The sequence below is a fragment of the Gaoshiqia sp. US2 genome, assembly GCF_059705485.1.
Map to the genome: position 1 here is coordinate 3,760,981 of NZ_AP048550.1, position 19,075 is coordinate 3,780,055.

General features: G+C 46.0%; 11 protein-coding genes. All 11 read right to left on the reverse strand.

Translation table 11 applies throughout. The annotated features are described in order from the left end of the window. Positions 1-78: 78 nt before the first annotated feature. The gene (locus AC6H3C_RS15110) at positions 79-1,476 is read right to left on the reverse strand and encodes an IS1380 family transposase (protein ID WP_497516237.1); all 1,398 of its coding nucleotides are present in this window, start codon (positions 1,474-1,476) and stop codon (positions 79-81) included. Between the two features lie 41 nt (positions 1,477-1,517). Then, positions 1,518-1,679 (reverse strand): hypothetical protein, encoded by a 162-nt coding sequence (locus AC6H3C_RS15115; RefSeq protein WP_497516238.1) that lies wholly within the window; start codon positions 1,677-1,679, stop codon positions 1,518-1,520. Between the two features lie 174 nt (positions 1,680-1,853). Beyond that, on the reverse strand, positions 1,854-4,400 hold the full coding sequence (locus AC6H3C_RS15120) for a glycosyl hydrolase family 8 (RefSeq protein WP_497516239.1): 2,547 nt from the start codon (positions 4,398-4,400) through the stop codon (positions 1,854-1,856). Positions 4,401-4,450: 50 nt separating this feature from the next. Then, positions 4,451-6,403 carry a glycoside hydrolase family 97 protein gene (locus AC6H3C_RS15125; RefSeq protein ID WP_497516240.1) on the reverse strand — a complete coding sequence of 651 codons (1,953 nt, stop codon included), beginning with the start codon at positions 6,401-6,403 and terminating at the stop codon, positions 4,451-4,453. Between the two features lie 37 nt (positions 6,404-6,440). After that, positions 6,441-8,030, reverse strand: coding sequence for a glycoside hydrolase family 43 protein (locus tag AC6H3C_RS15130; protein WP_497516241.1), 1,590 nt, complete (start codon positions 8,028-8,030; stop codon positions 6,441-6,443). Between the two features lie 115 nt (positions 8,031-8,145). Then, positions 8,146-9,843: a glycoside hydrolase family 43 protein gene (locus AC6H3C_RS15135; protein ID WP_497516242.1), complete on the reverse strand. Its 1,698-nt coding sequence runs from the start codon at positions 9,841-9,843 to the stop codon at positions 8,146-8,148. A 121-nt stretch (positions 9,844-9,964) separates the two neighbouring features. Further along, on the reverse strand, positions 9,965-10,900 hold the full coding sequence (locus AC6H3C_RS15140) for an IS982 family transposase (protein WP_497516243.1): 936 nt from the start codon (positions 10,898-10,900) through the stop codon (positions 9,965-9,967). 125 nt (positions 10,901-11,025) lie between these two features. Beyond that, positions 11,026-13,494 carry a glycoside hydrolase family 95 protein gene (locus tag AC6H3C_RS15145; RefSeq protein ID WP_497516244.1) on the reverse strand — a complete coding sequence of 823 codons (2,469 nt, stop codon included), beginning with the start codon at positions 13,492-13,494 and terminating at the stop codon, positions 11,026-11,028. Continuing rightward, a complete protein-coding gene (locus AC6H3C_RS15150; protein ID WP_497516245.1) occupies positions 13,491-15,875 on the reverse strand; it encodes a glycoside hydrolase family 127 protein in 2,385 nt (794 codons plus the stop codon). The genes AC6H3C_RS15145 and AC6H3C_RS15150 overlap by 4 nt, the downstream gene beginning before the upstream one ends. Before the next feature lie 97 nt (positions 15,876-15,972). Then, positions 15,973-17,391 (reverse strand): glycoside hydrolase family 43 protein, encoded by a 1,419-nt coding sequence (locus AC6H3C_RS15155; RefSeq protein ID WP_497516246.1) that lies wholly within the window; start codon positions 17,389-17,391, stop codon positions 15,973-15,975. A 21-nt stretch (positions 17,392-17,412) separates the two neighbouring features. Further along, positions 17,413-19,068 (reverse strand): sialate O-acetylesterase, encoded by a 1,656-nt coding sequence (locus AC6H3C_RS15160; RefSeq protein ID WP_497516247.1) that lies wholly within the window; start codon positions 19,066-19,068, stop codon positions 17,413-17,415. Positions 19,069-19,075: the final 7 nt, after the last annotated feature.

A 19,075-nucleotide genomic window follows, 5' to 3' on the forward strand; every position in this document is an offset into this window, starting at 1 on the left:
TCACAGAACATAGGTATTTTATCTTGTGCTTTGCAAGTGCCTGATTAATATGTATTTTTGAATATAGTTGGGTTGTTGCTAACGGCGCAACTGTCCGATTTCGAGGAAGTAATTCTCAAGCAGTTTGGCTTGCGGGCATGAAGCTGGAAATTCCACTTTTATTTTTGTCTTCATTTGTCTAACCTGGGCAGCAATTTTAATGAACCTTTCACGTAATGTCTTCATCGTAACAGCTGCCAACCCCTTTGTTTTTAGCATGTTCTCCTGCAACGAGTGCATCAGCACATAAGCGGCTGAATGCAAGAATAACCTGAACTGATTGGCATAAAAGCTATTGCACGACATCCGGCCTGATTGCAGGTAGTTTTTGTGGTCTTTGATATTGAGTTCCATCCTGCCCCGTCCGCAGTACCCTTGTTCGTAAAGTGCCTTTGTCCGGTATTCCCAAAGGTCGGTTACAATAAAACGAATATTGGATCCTTTGCTTGTCACTTCGATTTTAACAATCACGCGTTGCTGGTTTTCCCAACTACCCGCTTTGTAGCCAAATGAGTGATAACGCTTTATGGGTTTGGCATATCTGGCAAATTCATTTTCGCAACTCTTTACAAGAGTTTCAACACTCGAATTCAATACGCTGTTTCCGGTCAAGCCAGTTATAAAATGGATATTGGGTTGTCCAACGCACCAGTCCATCAACTCTTTGCTGCAAAAGTGGCTGTCGCCCCGAACAATGATCACCGTATTTTTCCACGATTTGCGCAAATGGGCAACAAGCCTTTTGAGTATCCCAAAAACATTGGCACTTTTGCTGCGCCTGCCTGGTTTGAGTATGGTGGTAATCAGTTTTCCCGACAAGCCTTCATAAATGTGAAGGGGCATGTAGCAATACTCTCCGTAATAGTTATTGAACAGGGTTAACTGCTGCCCCCCGTGGGTATCAATGTTGGTGTCATCGCAATCGATAATAATCACAGGAGGTTCCGAAGGGTAGGATTCAATAAACTTATTGGCAAAGGCATACGCGATGTTGTACAGTTCACTGGCTCTTGGGGTGTTCTCAAAACGGGTCATAGTTGATTGAGATGCCAAGGCATTCCCTGTCATGGGCAAACGTCCAACACTCATTTTCAGGATCGTGTCATCGCGCAAGGTATTGCAATCATTGGCATCTTCATATCCAGCAACAATCTGATATACCCGCTGTGCAGCAATCTCTTCCAAAGAGTGGTCAACATAGCTTTGATGCCGGATGTCCTCAATACAAGTAACCAGCGACTTGATGATGCCAATCCGGCTCTCGATATCTTTGACCAACAGCAAACCACCATCTGAAGAAATCTCAGATGCAGTAAAACTTACCTCAATACGCTTATTGTCAATTGGTTGTAAATCGAAGAGTTTTCCCTGGCAAATTGCAACGTCTGTTTGCTTGTCCAGAGTTTTTTCGGTAATTTTATTTTCTGAAGAGCTCATGGAAATACGGTTGTAAGACGCTGTAAGATAGTAATTTATCTTTAATTTTCGTGAGCTTTTCTTCGTTTTTGTGAATTATTCAGGTTCAGAAACCGGCCTTCAACGTGTAACTTGGGGGTGGTCATGCCTTCCCAGGCACTAACATTAGAAGCCCATAAAAAAAGCAGTAGCAGGAACAATCGTTCCGGTAATCGTTTTCTCATAAGTCAGGTTAAAATCAGGTTCAATTCAAATTCAACCTAACAATGATAACTCCTCCATCCCCGATTGTTATTTGATATTGAATAAATGAGTTTTAAATTTAGATACGCAGAAGTATAATCACTAAAATAAAGCAACTTGAATCACCTAAAAATGACTTTAAAACGCCAGTTTCGTTATGCCGGAAGAATGGCCCGATACTTTCCGCTCAGGTTCATCAAACTAAACAGGTACATGAAGCCATCAAAATATGGATCGAAGTAGCCGTCTTCGTAAGGTTCCAGTTTTTCATTCCACAGCTTATGCACAAAATCGAAGTCCGGATCCACTTCATTGATGAGTGAAACCGTTGCAACGGTTGAAATAAAGCCCAGTGAGTGCCGCAACTTTTGGAAACCGCCCGCTTGCAAAATAAACCCGGGAGTCGTACCATCCGGATTATACTGGTCAACAAAGTCGTTGATGCCTTCTTTCCTTAAAAATCCTTGAAAACGAGAAGCATAATCTTCCTGCCAGGCTTTATCTTTGCCAAACCACACGTAATCCATGGCAATATTCATCGGAACGCGCCACGAATCGTAACGGAAACCCGCCGGCATCCAACGGGTCGGGTGAGCTGTCCCATCAAAATTGGTGTAATCGAAATTTAAGCCGGTTTTGGGGTGGCAGGCGCGGTGCAGAAACACGCGCGAAGTATCGGCACAATCGCGGTAAAACTGCTCGTGCCCGTCATTCGCAAAATCGGCCCAAAACTCCAAAAAAGCCGGAACATGATACGACGGATCGGTCCATTCGTATCCGCCACCCTCGGGCACAAAACTGATTTGCTTTTGTCCCAAATTGATCACATGGTGAATTCCGCCGGCACCATCTTTTGCCCACATGGCGTCCAGTATTCTCCGGGCTTCGGCATAATAATCAATGCCTGTGTCATTCCCCCAGCGGTTCGATGCGAACAAAAGCGTGGTCACAAAAAACAGTTCGCCGTCCGACGCCGAACCTTCCGAGTTTTTCACCATGGTTTCGGGGTTGATGCTCCAGGCAAAATAGCCATCGCGCGGGCCCCCTTGATGCTGGGTGTATTTTTTTGTCCACCGCCAAATCCGGTCAAAAACCTCCTTTTTGTCCAACTGAACAGCCACCATCATCCCATAGGAAAGTCCTTCGGACCGGGCGTCATGATTCTTTAAATCCGACACGTAAGCCATCGAATCGCCCACCTCGAAATAAACCCGGTTGGGTCCTTCAAAAAGATCGTAATAGGCTTTGGCCAATTTCGAATCAATTTCCTGCTGACTATAACCAGCTTCAAGCAAAAGATTGGGATAATTGCCGGTATAATAAGCGCCGGTTCGATTTTCAAACCGGATCCAATCGACCACAACCGGGCTATCCGCTTTGCTGACAACAACCAGGTTCTGAATCCCCGGCTGAAATACGGTCAGCTGGGCATCTACGACCGTCCATTCCGAACTTTCAGAGATATTCACCTCCGCCACGATTGGCCCATTCGCATGATCTAAGCGAATTTGAAGGTTGCCACCTTGTTTCGCCAAAGCCCTGACCTGAACCGACGGTAGCTTTCGATCGCCAAAATCGACGGAATTGTACTTAATCCAGGCATCCTTGCTTTCGAAAATGGTTTTCCAGCCTTTGAAAGGATTAACGGCATCCATAAAATCGATCGTTGCACCGGAATTGCTGATGGCACTATAACGGTCGATTTCGATGTTGTTTGTTGCCTTTGTCAGCCCCACGCCGCGTAGGGTTGGCTGCACTTTTTGAATGGTTCCGTCAGCATTAAAAAACAGGCTGTCGACACGAACAGAACGATTTTTATCAAAGTGTGGAGAATAATCGTTGTGATGGTAAAACAGGTACCACTGCTTGTTGTATTCAACAATGGAATGGTGGTTGGTCCAACAACCGGTCGGCGATTCGTCCATAATGGCCCCCGTCATTTTAAACGGCCCCATTGGATTATCGCCAATGGCGTACTCCAACCGCTCCGTATTGTTTTCAACATGCGGAAAGGTCAGGTAATACATACCGTTGCGTTCAAAAACCCAAGGCCCTTCTTTTAGACCTTTCTCTGGAAGATTCAGAATGATCATGGGTTCCGAAGCGAGTTCCAGCATGTTTTCTTTCAACTTGGCCACATAAATATGCCCCTGCGACCAATAAATGTACGCTTGCCCGTCTTCGTCGATCAACACGTTGGGATCAATTCCTTTGATACCTTTAATCTTTTCTTTTTGGGCAACATACGGCCCTCCAGGCCGATCGGACACCGCTACCCCAATGCCAAAACCTTTTCGCCCGTTTTCGTCAACGACATTCGTATTGGCCGGAAAATAAAAGTAGTACTTACCGTTTCGCTCCACACAATCGGGCGCCCACATGCTGTACGATGTGGAATCGACCCAGGGGGCATCATACTGGCTGACAATCAGGCCATGATCGGTCCAATCAGTCAGGTTTTCCGACGAAAACACGTGGTAATCCTCCATGCAAAACCAATCTTTCCGAAGATTTTTACCCTCGGGCGACGGTATATCGTGTGACGGAAAGACATACACTTTCCCATTGAAAACCCGCGCCGATGGGTCAGCGGTAAACTGATTGCGAATAAATGGGTTTTGTGCTGAAACGTTCGCATTTTGAACAAAAAACACAACCACCAGCATGGAAAGTAAAGTGTAGAAAGCGGATAAGTTGGTCATCTGGTTAGATTTAAATTAATGACTCTGTTTTCTCTGTGGTTTCTTATGGGTTATTCCTGAACAAGCAAAACCCCGCCGTTGGTCGGAATCTGCACCTCAATTTCCTGATTCTTACTCAGTTTAACCGATGCCACTTTGCCGTTCAGCTGTGCATCGTCGGTATAGGCGTTCAATTCAGAGTTCGCCTGAAGCATGGCCAAATTCAGCTTCAACTTCAGGGATTCATTTTGGGCGTTGACTCCGGCGATGTACCATTTTTCTCCTTTGCGGCGGGCCATCACCACATATTTTCCGGGATATCCGTCGATGAATTTAACTTCGTCCCAAATTGTTGGCACGTTTTTCATGAAGTCGATGGCCCATTCGGGAGCGTCAGTCAGGTTGTTGGGCGCCAGGGCAAAATGCTGCACGCCACTTTGGAACAGTACGGCCGTAGCCAAAGCAAACACATCGGAAGTCTTTCGTTTTGAACCTCTATCGGGTGTGTTGTTGGCGTTGTAGAATTTATTGAGCGCGCTGCCGCCAAAATCCATGCTACCCACGGTGTTGCGAATGAACGGGTGAATGCAGGCATTGAATGCCTCGCGATCGCAACTGCCCTGTCCAAAGTGTAGATTCTCGCTGGCCAAAACGGCCTCACTTGAAGCAAAATTGGGATACATACGCTCCCAGCCACGAGGCAGGGTACATCCGTGAAAAATAACCATGATCCCAAAATCGTTGGCATCGTATAAAATATCTTCATACAATTTGATGGTCGTTTGTTTGTCGCCACCAAAAAAATCAACTTTAATCCCTTTCACGCCAATGCTTTTCATCCAGGCCATTTCTTTTCGGCGGGCAATGGTGTTGTCCATAATACCGCGCGGGCCTTGAGGGGCATCGTTCCAATAACCGTTGGAGTTATACCACAAATAGAGGGAAACGTTTTTGCTTTTTCCATACGCAGCCAGTTCTTCAATTTTATCGTAGCCAATTTGAGTATCCCACAGTGCATCAACGAGTATCGTTTCATAACCCATTTCGGAACTGAAATCGATGTATTGTTTTTGAACGTCGAACACCGTTCCGCCATCCATTTTCATGATCCAGCTCCACGAACCTTTGGTGTATTCGTAGGTTTTCGATGCTTCGTAGCGCGGCTCCACTACATCAAAAGGAACAGTGGTTTCAACAATGGGCTTCAACGTTTCGCCAACGGTAATGGTACGCCAGGGGGGTTCGCCCGGCAGCGGAATGCCCGGAGCCGAAGTTCCGTTTCCATTATTTTCTCCTTCCTGCGGAAAACCAACGGTGTATAACCCGTCAGGATGGCCGATCAGCCGGCTTGCGCAATAGCGGCTGTCAACGCCAGTTTCAGAAATCAGCACCCATCCGGCGTCATTCACCCTGAAAAGACAAGGGAACGTGTAGCCATTGCCCCAACCATTTTGCCCCATGGGAGCGTCGGCTGTGTAAGGGGTTTCGTAACTGGGCGATGTACGCGCAAAGCCACCCATGGGAGCGCTCTGCGGACAAAGAAACGTGGTGGTTCCTTCGGGAAATACAAAGCCGGAAGCTTCTTCGTTCACAATACAGCTCTTCCTGTCTTTTTGCGGATAAACATGATACCGGAATGCCACATCGTTGTTGCTCACCCTGAAAATGACATCGAAAGCCGGTTTTTCATCTTTTAAAAATGAAAATACCTGTTCATTGGCCTGGTAGTGTACCTCGCTTTTTTTGATGTTTGGCAACGAATAGGTCTTATCAAGCGTTTTTCTGCTCACATTTTCGCCAGGCGCTAATCCGTGGGTGAAATCGCCCACGTTGGTTTTCATTCCAAGGGGCGATGGCTGCAAGAAGGTTTTTCCATTAAAGGTAACGTTGTACGTTGGTGCGCCGTTGTTGACCGAAACAGTAACAAGCAGTTTCCCGTCGGGACTGGAAATTTGGCTGCCCTTTGCGTCCCAAATAGCTAAAGCAAAAATGAGTATCGACAGTATTTGATTTATTTTTTTCATATGATTTGAACTTATCTTTTTGACAGGTATTTATACATTAAATACCTGATTCAATTACCTTTTTTGAAATCTGATCGCTGGTGCGGAAGTAATCGAAATCGGCATACCCCCCGGTGTTTTTAGTGGCGTAGTTGAATACGCCGAAGCGGTAGCCCATAAAATGTTCCATAAGAGTGTATTCCATTTTGAGCTGGTTGCCAATGGTTTTCCATGTTTTTCCATCGAGACTGTAAAAGAATTCGGCGATATCAGCTTTATTTTTGAAATCGCATTCAATTTTCAGGTAAACCGAGTTTTGTGCCAGCGGAATGCTTTCAATTTCGGTGGGCACGTCGGTTTGGTTGCTCACCATGAAAACATGCTTTTGCCCGTTGATCATTTTCACCCCAACCTGACCGAATTTGCGTTGAAAAGCCGTCATTCCGGCAAAGTCTCCGTCTTTCAGGTTTGAGACATCGAGCAAAGTGGTGCCCGAGCAAACGGGGCCAAAGGTGCGCTGGGTTAAGGTGTTTCGCGATTTCAGAAACAGGCTGTCGATACGCGCGGTTTTCAGACGAAGGAATCCCTCGCGCTCAGTTACCGACCAAAGTGAATTGTCGGGGTTGTGGTTCCATTGCCATACCAACGGCAAGGCTGGTTCGCCCTTTTTCCGTTTGAACTCGTCGTTGGCCACAATGCCGGGCATCAATCCTTTGCTGGCAGGCAAGTCGAGGGTTTCGGGCACTTTGCCGTCGATGCCCAGCACCGGCCAACCGTCGACCCATTTCATCGGTACAAGGTATGGGATACGGCCAACGGATCCGTGATCCTGAAATAAATAGGCAAACCACCTGCCATCCGGAGTATCAATGATACTACCTTGTGCCACGCCTTTATCTTGCAAGGCTATACGACCTTCCCACGGTCCCATGAGATTGTTGGCACGGTGAACAAGTACGGTACGCATACCACCCCGGGGCCAGGAAATATTAAATAAGTAATACTTGCCTTCGTGTTTAAAAAGCTGTGATCCTTCGGCCTTAAGCATATTGGGTTCAGTGGGAGCACTTGCATTTTCAATAAGAACCTGATTGAGACCACCTTCTTTAACACCGGTCAAATCATCGTTCAATTCAATGATATTCAACCTTCCTCCACCCGTGATCAAGTAGACATGACCATCGTCAAAAACCAGTGTGCAGTCGTGGTAACCTGGCTTGAACTCGTTCATCTTCCAATCACCTTTTTCAATATCGTTGGTCCGAAAAATATAGGTTTTGTCCGTTGTTTGAGCATAGGTTGCAATGTAGTACATACCATTGTGGTAACGCAAACTGCTTGCCCAAGTGCCCTTGCCGTAATTGCTTTTTCCATTCACAAGGCTCAAAGCATCGTCATCGCCCAGTTTATCGTAGGCATAATTAAGCATTTCCCAATTTACAAGATCCTTCGATTTCATGACGGGAACACCGGGGCACATATGCATGGTTGTGCTGGCCATGTAATAGGTGTCGCCCACGCGAATCATCGACATATCGGGCACATCGGCCCAAATGATTGGATTGTCAGCCTTTTGAGCCTGAGCAAATGTTGCACTTACAAATAACAGTGCTGACAGGATGATTAGACTACTACTTTTGATTTTCATTTCATTTAGTTTACTGATCTGCAATTCAGGTGTTTCGTTCTGATTGGCAGGATACCAACATTCCTTCGATCCTGCCAATTGAAAAACGTAAATATTTAAACGAACTATCCCAAAGTTATTCAGGAATGGCATCGTTGGCCGAAGTGGCATACAAGCCGAGCAAACAACCGGTGAACCCACCGGCCACGTTGGTCGAAAGGATATCTCCGGAAACGGTGCTGCCCAAAGTCACAAAGTCGGTTCCGTTGGTTGAATAGCTGAACTCGTAATCATCGCCATTGGCCTGCACTTTTAAACGGACTGGATTTTTGATATCAATGACCGTACTTGCAACAATTTTTGAACTCACTTGCCGGCTTCTTCGCGGCTTTTCGTTCCGTTCGAGTAAAAGATAATATTCTTCGCCTTTCTTAGTGATTCCAAATACATAGTTTGAATGTTCATTTTGAAGGGCAACAAGACCAGCCAAATCTTTTTCCGTAGCCGGTGTATAATTGAGCGTCGTTTCAAACGAAAAGTTCTTATGCTGTTGGCGGTGGAACAAAGTTGAAGTTGGCTTTACCTCTTTGATATTTACCGGAAAGGGATTAATCTGCAAACCACTTTTAGTAATTGTCATAAAATCTTCGCGAGGCCCCCGCAGCCCAATCCATCGGTAGTCGAGTTTTTCAGAAGTGAAGTTTTCGGTGATGGTAAAGTTGCCATTGGGGAAAAAACCATCTTTCCCGCTTTTGTTTTCCACGCCTTTTGGCATTTTCAACTTGGGCTCCATGGGAACCAGCCCGTTTTCGAATACCGGAAATTCACCCGACCAGTCGACGGGCAAGATAAAGGTTTCGCGACCGGCATTCACCCGGTCCTTCTCGTTGGGGCGAATGGCCAGAAATACGCCGTAATAGTTGCCATTGGGGCCTTCAACCAGGTCGGCATGGCCCGCCCAATCGACTTTATTTGCGCGGTCTTCGGGGAAGTGGCGTTGCGTCAAAATCGGATTACTGGGCGCAGGCTGATATGGTCCCCGGGGATTTTCGCTGATAAAAATCACTTCGCTGTGCCAGCCGCCTGTTCCTCCTTCGGCACACATCAAATAGTATTTACCATTTTTCTTGTAAATATGAGGCGCTTCAATCCAGATGGGTTTTTTGGACAGGTCAACTCCGCCGTCAACAATAATTTTATCGGTGCCGGCAATGACCTGGTCCTTTTCCACATCATACTCCCAAATTTTGATCACCCGGTGCCCGTTGTACAATTCTTTTCCGGGGTCAGGTGCATCGTTGTGCACGACATAAGCTTTTCCGTCGTCATCGAAGAAAAGCGATGGGTCAATTCCGTTGAATTGTAGCTTATACGGATCGCTCCACCCTTCAAATGGATCTTTGGTTTTCACCACTATGTTTCCGAAATCACCGGCAAACTGGGTGGTAATCATATAGAACGTGTCGTTATTGGGATTATACTTGATTGCGGGGGCATAAACTCCGGCGCTAATACCCGTATCGTGAACTTTTAACTGCGATGTGCGGTCGAGTACATGCCCAACTTGTTTCCAGTTTACCAAATCATTGGAATGGAAAATGGGCACACCCGGAAACATGGCAAACGACGAGCTCACCAGAAAATAATAGTCGCCTTTTCGCGTAATGGCCGGGTCGGGATAACAACCTTGCAGAATGGGGTTGTAAAATTCATCGGCTTTTAACGGATAGTCCTTATACACCTGATCGTCACCTTGATAAACAACCTGAGTAAATACAGGTGTATTCTTGGCTTGACCCGCTTTTTGCTTTTTGCTTTGACTAAATCCTGCCAAGGTGAACAAGATCAAAAAAACAGACAGTAAACTAATTTGTTTTCTTTTTATGGACGTTCGTCCACCAAACTTTACTCTTATCATCTCTAACTAAATTTATTATTTTAACGTGAGTTTTGGGTTAAGCGACTAATGGTAAATAGTTCAGGAATAAATACTCCCGGAACCTTATATTCTTATTTTTAACCGATGGTTTATGGTCAAGGAACGAGTATGCAGCAAGGCCTGCCAGGACATTGACCATCGCATTTACCGGGCTTCTGTGTCTTGAATGCTCTATATCACAGATATGCTTTAGCAGATCGATGACCGATTCGATCACCCCCCGGCTTTGCAGCCACCTCTTGTCTTCGAAAAACATTAACTTATTTTTCATGTTCTTTTTGGTTTTTGTAATCAACAGGAGCCCTTGTCTTGCCAATGCTTCCCGGAGCTTTTCACTAATGTAGCCTTTGTCCCCGAAAAGCTTTCCGCACAGACCTTTACATAGCTTGACGCCCAATTCAAGGTTGTTGTCCGCCACATTTCCGGGGGTTATAATGAAGGAAACAATCTCCCCAAACTGGTTGATGGCCAAATGCAGTTTCAAGCCAAAAAACCAACCTGTCGAGGTCTTCCCCCTTTTGGCCAGCCCTTTAAAAACCTTGTGCGAATGTATCCGCAGGTTATGGCAAACCACCAGTTTGGCCGAATCAATGTAATAAGTTCCGGTAACTGCCCCCATCCTGCAGGCCAGCAAAAAACAAAAAAGGTATAGCAGCATCCTGGGTTTGAGTTGGACAAAACGGTTGTAGGAAGGCAAGCCTGGAAAATAGCCTTTCAGGTGTACCTCTACAAAGTACCTGTAATAATATTTGAAACATTTGCTCCCCTGTAAATGGTAAAACATTTCAACGGCCATCATCTCACTCATTGATAACCCGCAGGGGACTTTGGATTTTTTGTTTTGCAATACCACGGGTATTAATTTATGCTCTATTTCTTTCTCAAATTGTTGGCAGAAATCATCGGCACAACAAAAAATTTCAATTAATTTTAGTTCCAAATTTTCTGTCATGGGAGCTTTGTTTTATGTTTTGCACTTAAAAGCTCCCATTTTTTTAAATACAATCTCTATTAAACTATCATAAGTTATTAACTAATAGCTGTTTATATCCAAAACTCACGTTATTTTATAATCAACTATTTAATCACTACAGAATAGGTCTTACCCGCTTCGGTGGGTAAATCGTATAAATGTGTTTGCTTGATATTCATCTCGTTCAGTTGGGCAGTCTCTACAATCAGCGGTTCTTTAACCTGCGCTGTTGTGAAAAATGGATTTGGATTGGCGCCCGTTGCTGCCACCAACTCACTACCCACCGCTTGAACAACTTTATTTGGAACCCGAATACGGCAGTTTCCACCCAATTTCGATAGAATTTCAATTTTCTGGACTTCACCATTTTCCCACCTGAAGCTTACCTCGAAACCTCCGTGGGCCCGAAGCCCGGTTATTTCACCTTTTTTCCATTCATCGGGCAAAGCAGGCAACAAATGAATGGCCCCGTCGTGGCTTTGCATCAGCATTTCGGCAATGCCGGCCGTGCAGCCAAAATTCCCGTCAATTTGAAAAGGTGGGTGTGCATCGAAAAAGTTGGGATAGGTTCCACCGTCTCTTCCTCCATTCACCGGGTCAACCAGCGTTAATTGATCTTTGATCAGTTTCATGGCATGGTTGCCGTCGAGCAAGCGGGCCCAGAAATTGACCTTCCACCCCATCGACCAGCCTGTTGACACATCGCCACGGTGAATCAAGGTTGTGCGCGCCGCGTCAAACAATTCGGGAGTGGCATAAGGGGTGATTTGATTACTTGGGTAAAGACCATATAAATGGGAAACGTGCCGGTGTTTGTCGTTCGGATTATCCAGATCTTCCATCCACTCCTGCAACTGTCCGTGTTGGCCAATCTGCATGGGTGGCAAACGGTCGAGGATTTTCTGAAAGTCGGCCATCAGCTCACGGTCTTTACTCAATAAAGAGGCCGCTTTGATTGTCTTCGAAAACAAATCGAACAGGATTTGATTGTCCATGGTTGCCCCGGCGGTGACCGATGGGCGGCCGGCCGGCGCATTTTCGGGCGAGATGGACGGGCTCACCACCAGCCAGTTGTGCGTCGGTTCCTCAACCAGAAAATCCTGATAAAATTCGCAAGCCGATTTCAGGATGGGGTAAACCGATTCGAGGTACTTCAAATCGCCGTTGTACAAATACGGTTCCCACAAATGTTGCGAAAGCCAGGCACCGCCCATGGGCCACATGCCCCAAAAAGCACCATCGACCACGCCGCTGATTCGCCAAATGTCGGTATTGTGATGGGTGACCCAACCTTTGCTGCCGTACATCTCGCGCGCCGTTTGCTGTCCGGTTTCTGAAAGTTCTTTCACCATCTGAATCAGCGGTTCGTGCAGTTCGGTGAGGTTACATTTTTCGGCCGGCCAGTAATTCATTTCGGTGTTGATATTGATGGTGTATTTACTGTCCCACGCCGGATTGGTGCTTTCGTTCCAAATTCCCTGCAAATTGGCGGGTTGTCCGCCGGGCTGCGAGCTCGAAATCAATAAATACCGTCCAAACTGGTAGTACATCGAAACCAGCTCGGGATCGTAGCTTGTCGAAAAATTCTTGATGCGCACATCGGTTGGTTGCTGTGCTGCCGGCGAAGTTCCCAGGTCGAGACTGGCGCGGTTAAAATATTCCTGGTAAGCTTCAATATGGTTGTCAAGCAGCTTGTTATAGGGAACCTCTTCGGCAGCTGCCAAATAGTTTGAACATTTTTCGGTTTCGTCGGCCGTAAGCGTTTTGTAATCGACAAAATTGGTCGCTATTGAAATGAGGATCAGCACCTCGTCGGCACCGCTCACGTTAATCTTATCCGACCCGGCAGCTATTGTGCCGCCCTTATTGACAATCCTGGCGCGGGCATTAAACTTCACTTGCCCTGTGATGCCTTCGTGGGTAGCGGAAAGACCTGTCATTTCGAGCGTATTGGAATCCAACGCTGTAGTTGTTTTTTGCAGCGGACCATTTAACCCTGCAGCAAAGTTCAGCTTGCCGCGCTTGTCGGCTATTAAGCGAACCACAATCACCTGGTCGGGCTGCGAGGCAAACACTTCGCGGGTGTAGGTTACGTCATCTACTTGGTAGGTTGTTTTGAAAACGGCCCGCTCCAAATCAAGTTCGCGGTAATAATTGGTGAAGTTCTCATGTCCGGTAAAATTCAAGATCAAATCGCCAACAACCTGATATTTTGAACCATGCAATTGTGTCATCATGTTTTGGTTCACCAGGTCTTCTGCTTCTTTGAACTTTCCTTTGAAAATCAGTTCCCGAATTTTCGGCAACGCTTCCAATGCTTTGGGACTGTCGTTTCGCAACGGCCCACCCGACCAAAACGTTTCTTCGTTCAGCTGAATTTTTTCGGTTAGCGGATCGCCATAAATCATAGCCCCCAATCGGCCGTTTCCTACCGGAAGTGCTTCGTTCCAAACCCTTGCCGGCTTGTCGTACCACATTTTCAGTTTTCCGCCCTTGTTTGCTGTTGTTTGACAACTAAACAGAAAAAAATATGTAAAAAACAGAACTATTAATTTCAATTCTAATTGTTTCATTTTTTAAGTCTTACTAACCGTATGTAATAAACTGCCCCGGCGGTATTACCGGGCAATGCCTGAAATTTCACCCTGATATTTTTCTTGTTTTTAACTATCGAGTCAGGGATTGTATATTCCACATCCTGAAATTTCGATTGGTTCCAACGTCCGGTATTATCTTCGGTCAGCAGCTTTTCATCATCAATGTAAATATCAAATTTGCGGCCTCCCCATTCAGCGCCCCAATAGCGAACGATCAGGCTGAGGCCGGTTTCTGAATTTGTTTTCATCTCGTAGCTGAAATAGCCACCCCGGCTTGCATCGCGGTAGAATTCGTTATGTGTACTGCCCGAATTCGAGTTCTCTTTTTGCATGGCATGGTCGGTTTCGGGCTGTTGTTCGCCGGTAGCCACAAAGTCGATGGTTCGCTTTTCAAGGGCAATCTTTTCTTTTTCACTGGTTGATAAAGAATCCATATACGACTGGTAGCCGCTGTTTGTGAGCGCCAGCCAGTAAATCATGTACCGGGCATCGTGAATATTTGCAAATGGCTCCAGTTTCACATCAATGGGATTTTCCATTTTAACGTTCAGCCTGAAATGCAATGGCTCGTCCTTAACAGGAACCAATTTATTTGCAATGTTTTCAATATCATCTTCAACCAGAATAGGGGCCTCGTCAACAGGCAGCATTTTGCCGCCCGGATATTGCGCCCAACGCCCATCATCGGCCAGCAACCCCCTTAAATCGTCGGTTCCGGTTTTGGCGCCAAGCAAAACGGGGCCGTGCATAAATGCAATGTAATTGGGCACGTTGGGCAAATGCTCAATGGTGTTGTGCATGGGCAATTCCACTTCTATCACATCGCCTTTTTTCCATTTTCTGTCGATACAGATATAAGAAGAAGGAAGGGCATCGTGCTCAACTTCATTCCCGTTTACAGAAATTTTTAATGCACCTTTTTTTACCCATCCGGGATATCTGACCATCAGCTTAAAACCCGCAGACCCTTTTGTTACGGTCAGTTTTGTTCGTTCTTCGTAAGGAAAATTTGTCTCCTGTTTGATTGATATGTCTTTATTTTTCCAATTGAGTTCCGAAGCAATAAAGAGGTTGAGAAACAATGAATCGGATGAATGGGTGTAGATAAACTGGTTGTATTTGCCATGGTTCTCCATGCCAGTACCCACGCAACACCACATGGCCTGGTTGGGCGTAGAATAAACCCGGTAATGGCGCGGGCGTGCAGTTGTAAAATACACATATCCGCCATGTTCTGGATGTTGGGTCGAAAGAATGTGGTTAAACACCGTACGCTCGTAATAATCGGAATAATGGACCGATGGTTGCATACGGAACAAATCTTCGGTCAGTTTCAACATGTTGTAAGAGTTGCACGACTCGGGGCCGTCAACATCGTTAATAAAATCGCCACATGATGCTACGCTTGGGAAGTGCTCCCGGCGGCTGTTCCCCCCAAACGCGAGGGAGCGGTTTGCCGTAATGGTTTCCCACGAGAAACGGCTTGCGTTTTCATACTTTTTGTCACCGGCAAGTTCTGCAATCCTCGCGAAGCCAATAAATTTTGGGATTTGCGTGTTGGCATGTTTGTTATCCAGGTTGTCAATCCCTTGCGACAAAGGGTCCAGAAACAGGTTGTGCGAATACCGTTTTGCAGCTATCAGGTATTTTTCATCGCCCGTTATTTGGTAAGCATCGGCAAAAATCTCGTTCATCCCGCCATATTCATGGTTAAGAACCGATTGCATCTGCTCCTCGTTAAGGGAAGAAGTAATGTCGATGCCCCAATCGCAAAATTTTAAGAACATAGCCTTCGCCTCTTCGTTGCCGCAATAGAGCCAGGCGTCCCTAAGCCCCGCATACATTTTATGCAAATTATAATAAGGCGCCCAGGCAGAATAATAAACGCTAAAATCGCCTTTTTTGAAGGCCGGCCACAGTTTTTTACTGTTTGGGAAGCCGCCCACGTAGCCAACTCCCCATTCAGAATTGTTGATGGCATTTGCTTCCTGACAGGCTTTGAGTTCAGAAAGCATATATTCCATGCGCCTTTTGAACTCATTATTGCCCATAGCCGCATAATTCATGGCCATGGCAGAGAGGTAATGCCCTGCCACGTGGCCGTCCAGGCCATCCCAATTGGGATATGTTTTAGCCTTTTCGGGTAAGCCGGCTTCCTTGCGGTAAGGCGCCAATAAACGGTCAACATCGTATTGCAGGAGCACCCGAAGGTTCAGGTCGCGGGCATGTTTAAACGGCCCGTCGAGCAAGCTTACATCCGATATCGGGAATTCGTTTTTATAAAGCTTTTCCTGCGCCTGCACTGAGCTGCAAGAAATTAATAAGCAAACAAATAAGCCAAACTTTATTCTTTTCATCCGATTCAATTTTATTTTGTCGTACTGGTTCCTTCGTCTTGTTTATTCAATTTCAACCTTAAATACAGTGGCTAAATTCGATCTGTACCGGCAAATACTAATTAAACTTCCAGTAATCGAGGTTGAACAATTCACCATCCCCGCCTTTAAAAACAAAATACAAATCATGAACGCCACCGTGTTTACTGACTTTTGTGGTGAAGATTTTCCAGTTATTAGGGTCACCGGTATTTGCTATTTCGCAGATTCCCATTAATAAACCATCTTTAGCATTCAGCCGTATTTCAATTTTTCCTCCGGCCAAAGAAGCTGCGCTGACCTCGAATTTTTTAGCCCCTTTGCCAAAATCGACATTACGTACCTTGATGTAATTGCCATTTTCTATTTTGCTGACAAAAACCCCGGTTTGGCTATCGGTATCTGTTTTCACCCCTTCGGACCAGGCGATGGTTTCGGCTTCTGTTTTTTGGAAAGGATTCAAATTGGATACGCTTTCTTTCACACCTTCTTTGGTGGGCAAAATCAGTGGAATAGTGCCATCTTCATTATACTTAAATTGCTCAACACTAACCGACCTTTTGAAACCTTCGCCTTTTGACAATTCGTGTGTGTGGTAAAAGAAGTAGGAGTTTCCTTTATAATCAATTATGCCGGGATGGTTGGTGAAAGCAAGACGATCAGCTCTTTCCATCATAAAACCTTGATACATCCAGGGCCCTTCAGCTGACGGGGCAGTGGAATAAGCAATGTATTCGGGAATTCCTGCTGCAGCGTAAACCATGTAATAGCGCTCGTTGCGTTTGTATATCCAGGGCCCTTCGGTGTAGGTTGTGCCCATTTTGCCGTCGCGTCCTTTTTTTTCACCAAACGATTCGGTAGTCATAGCTACGGGAACAATTCCGTCTTTACCAACGCTGCGGTCGTAGGAAATCATGTCTTCGTTGAGCTTCACGTAATAAAGTGCAGGATTTCCCCAGTACAGGTACGCTTGTCCATCGTTGTCAATCATTACAGTCGGGTCGATATCGTGCCAAATATTTTCGCCATCGACTAAACGCTTGCCCAGCGGATCGTGAAAAGGGCCGGTAGGTGAATCGGCAACCAAAACAGCCACGCCATCGCCATGTATGGGACAGTACAGGTAAAACTTCCCGTTTCGCTCAATACATTGCGGCGCCCACGCTCCGTTTGTTTTATCCGACCAGGCAAAATCGTTGAGTGAAGCCACTGCACCGTGATCGGTCCAGTTCACCATGTCGGTTGTCGAGTAGCACCGCCAGTCGTACATGGTGAAAAAGTTATTGACCGTTTCATCCTCATCATGGGTTGTATAAAGATAAACCGTGCCGTTGTACACCATGGGCGCCGGATCGGCCGTGAAATAGGTTTGAATGATCGGGTTTTGAGCTAACCCAATCATTGGTAATAATGAAACAAGCACCAATATAAAAGCGATTCTATTGATCATCTGAAGGTAGTTATTGGTTATTTGTAAATTGGTTATTAAGTCTTTCATTGCTTATTGGTTCCGGTTAATCTATGGCAAATTCTTCTTATCAACTTTCCAAATGGTTGATTGGGAAAGCTGGCAAGGATTCCCGGTAAACAATTGACCGGCTTCATGATCACCCTTCAATTGCCATTTAAACCAGGCTGTTGCCACTTTTGCAAACTCGCCACCATGGGGCTGACCGTAGGTTCCACCATGACCAACGTCCATGTTTGCAACAAATACCGGAACATGGTTAAGTCGGTTATAGTCGTCCATTCCGTTATTGTAAGCAATATCTGTTTCGCCCCCGAGCAAATAGAGTGTTGGGGTGTGCAACTTCACCAGGTGTTCTTTTTTTAAACCAGGCATACCCGGCATTCCGCCTCCTGGGTTACCCAATATGCCGCTATTACACACAACCGCGGTGGTCACGCGTGGGTCGGGCGCTACTTCGAGCGTTTGTAAACCACCACACGACATACCACTGACCGCTATTTTCGAAGTATCGATTTTTTGATACAGAACACTTGACTCGTCGCTGTTTTGCGCAATTGCCCAGTCAATGGCGTCCAGCAATTGGGAAGAAGTTGATCTCCCGCTGCCACGTTCCCCTTCCTGCGGCATCGGCCCAATGGCAATCGTCAGAAAGCCGTGCGAGGCCACTTCCGACAAAAAGTTGATGTGTTCCCATGGCGAATTGGCACAAGCCCCATTGCCCCAAGCTATAATTGGCAACTTATTTCCCTCCCCAAAAACGCTCAGGTCTTCAGGGCGGAATATGGTATGAGTCGGTAAAGAGCTATCGGTGTACATAATGGCGCTATAAACTCCTGTTCCACCATCTTCAACAATTCTTTGAGTCGGTATTAATTGATTTTTCCTGAGTAATGAGAGCATCTTTTCCCCGTACCTTCTTCCCAATACACGATAACCTTCTGATGTAAAATGAAGTCCGTCAGGCATCCCCGGACATCCTTCAGATGAAATAACATGGGCGTTTGGAATAACATCGGGCAATTGAGCGATAAACCGGTTAAACCCGGCACACCTGCCATTAAATTCGGCACTTAACAACTCTCCGGCCAACAAGGGCGTTTGCAGTGGGTTGAGGTTCAGGTCGGACAGCAGGTTGTCGTAAATCTCCTTCACCTTTTGTGTCCACAAGGTATCGTTTGGATTTGACTCGCCCTGATGCATCAAAATGCCTTTGATAACACCATCTTTCTGTGCCAGTTTGGCCATTTCAACAAGCCTTCCATACGGATTTTCACCATAATTTTTGATCCAGTTGAGCATCCAGTCGGGCACGGTTTCAACATACGATTGGTAGTTTTCCTTATCGAACAACTCGATACGACAACCACCAACCGAAACATTAATAACTCCAACCCTGATGTTTTCGGGTAGATTGGCAACCAGGGTGCGGCCAAAGTAGTCAGCCGGCGAGATCCCTGCGTTACAGTCGCAAATGGGTGGTGTTGCCGTGTACCAGTTACCCATTTTTCGTCCTTTATCCGGGCAATCCATCGCGCTCATCATTTGAAAGCGTGAGCCTACCACGGAATCTTGTGCTTCAGCACGGGCCGCTCCGGCCATATTCGATTGGCCAAAACACAAGTATATATGAAAATTGGGATCTTGAGAATAGGTGTAACTAGCTGGCAGCAAGAACACCATAAAAATGAATAATTTAAACTTCATATCGCAA

Excerpts from the sequence above, each read along its gene's own strand:
- AC6H3C_RS15110 (WP_497516237.1), bottom strand. The coding sequence starts at position 1,476 with ATGAGCTCTTCAGAAAATAAAATTACCGAAAAAACTCTGGACAAGCAA.
- AC6H3C_RS15115 (WP_497516238.1), bottom strand. The coding sequence starts at position 1,679 with ATGAGAAAACGATTACCGGAACGATTGTTCCTGCTACTGCTTTTTTTA.
- AC6H3C_RS15120 (WP_497516239.1), bottom strand. The coding sequence starts at position 4,400 with ATGACCAACTTATCCGCTTTCTACACTTTACTTTCCATGCTGGTGGTT.
- AC6H3C_RS15125 (WP_497516240.1), bottom strand. The coding sequence starts at position 6,403 with ATGAAAAAAATAAATCAAATACTGTCGATACTCATTTTTGCTTTAGCT.
- AC6H3C_RS15130 (WP_497516241.1), bottom strand. The coding sequence starts at position 8,030 with ATGAAAATCAAAAGTAGTAGTCTAATCATCCTGTCAGCACTGTTATTT.
- AC6H3C_RS15140 (WP_497516243.1), bottom strand. The coding sequence starts at position 10,900 with ATGACAGAAAATTTGGAACTAAAATTAATTGAAATTTTTTGTTGTGCC.
- AC6H3C_RS15145 (WP_497516244.1), bottom strand. The coding sequence starts at position 13,494 with ATGAAACAATTAGAATTGAAATTAATAGTTCTGTTTTTTACATATTTT.
- AC6H3C_RS15150 (WP_497516245.1), bottom strand. The coding sequence starts at position 15,875 with ATGAAAAGAATAAAGTTTGGCTTATTTGTTTGCTTATTAATTTCTTGC.
- AC6H3C_RS15155 (WP_497516246.1), bottom strand. The coding sequence starts at position 17,391 with ATGAAAGACTTAATAACCAATTTACAAATAACCAATAACTACCTTCAG.
- AC6H3C_RS15160 (WP_497516247.1), bottom strand. The coding sequence starts at position 19,068 with ATGAAGTTTAAATTATTCATTTTTATGGTGTTCTTGCTGCCAGCTAGT.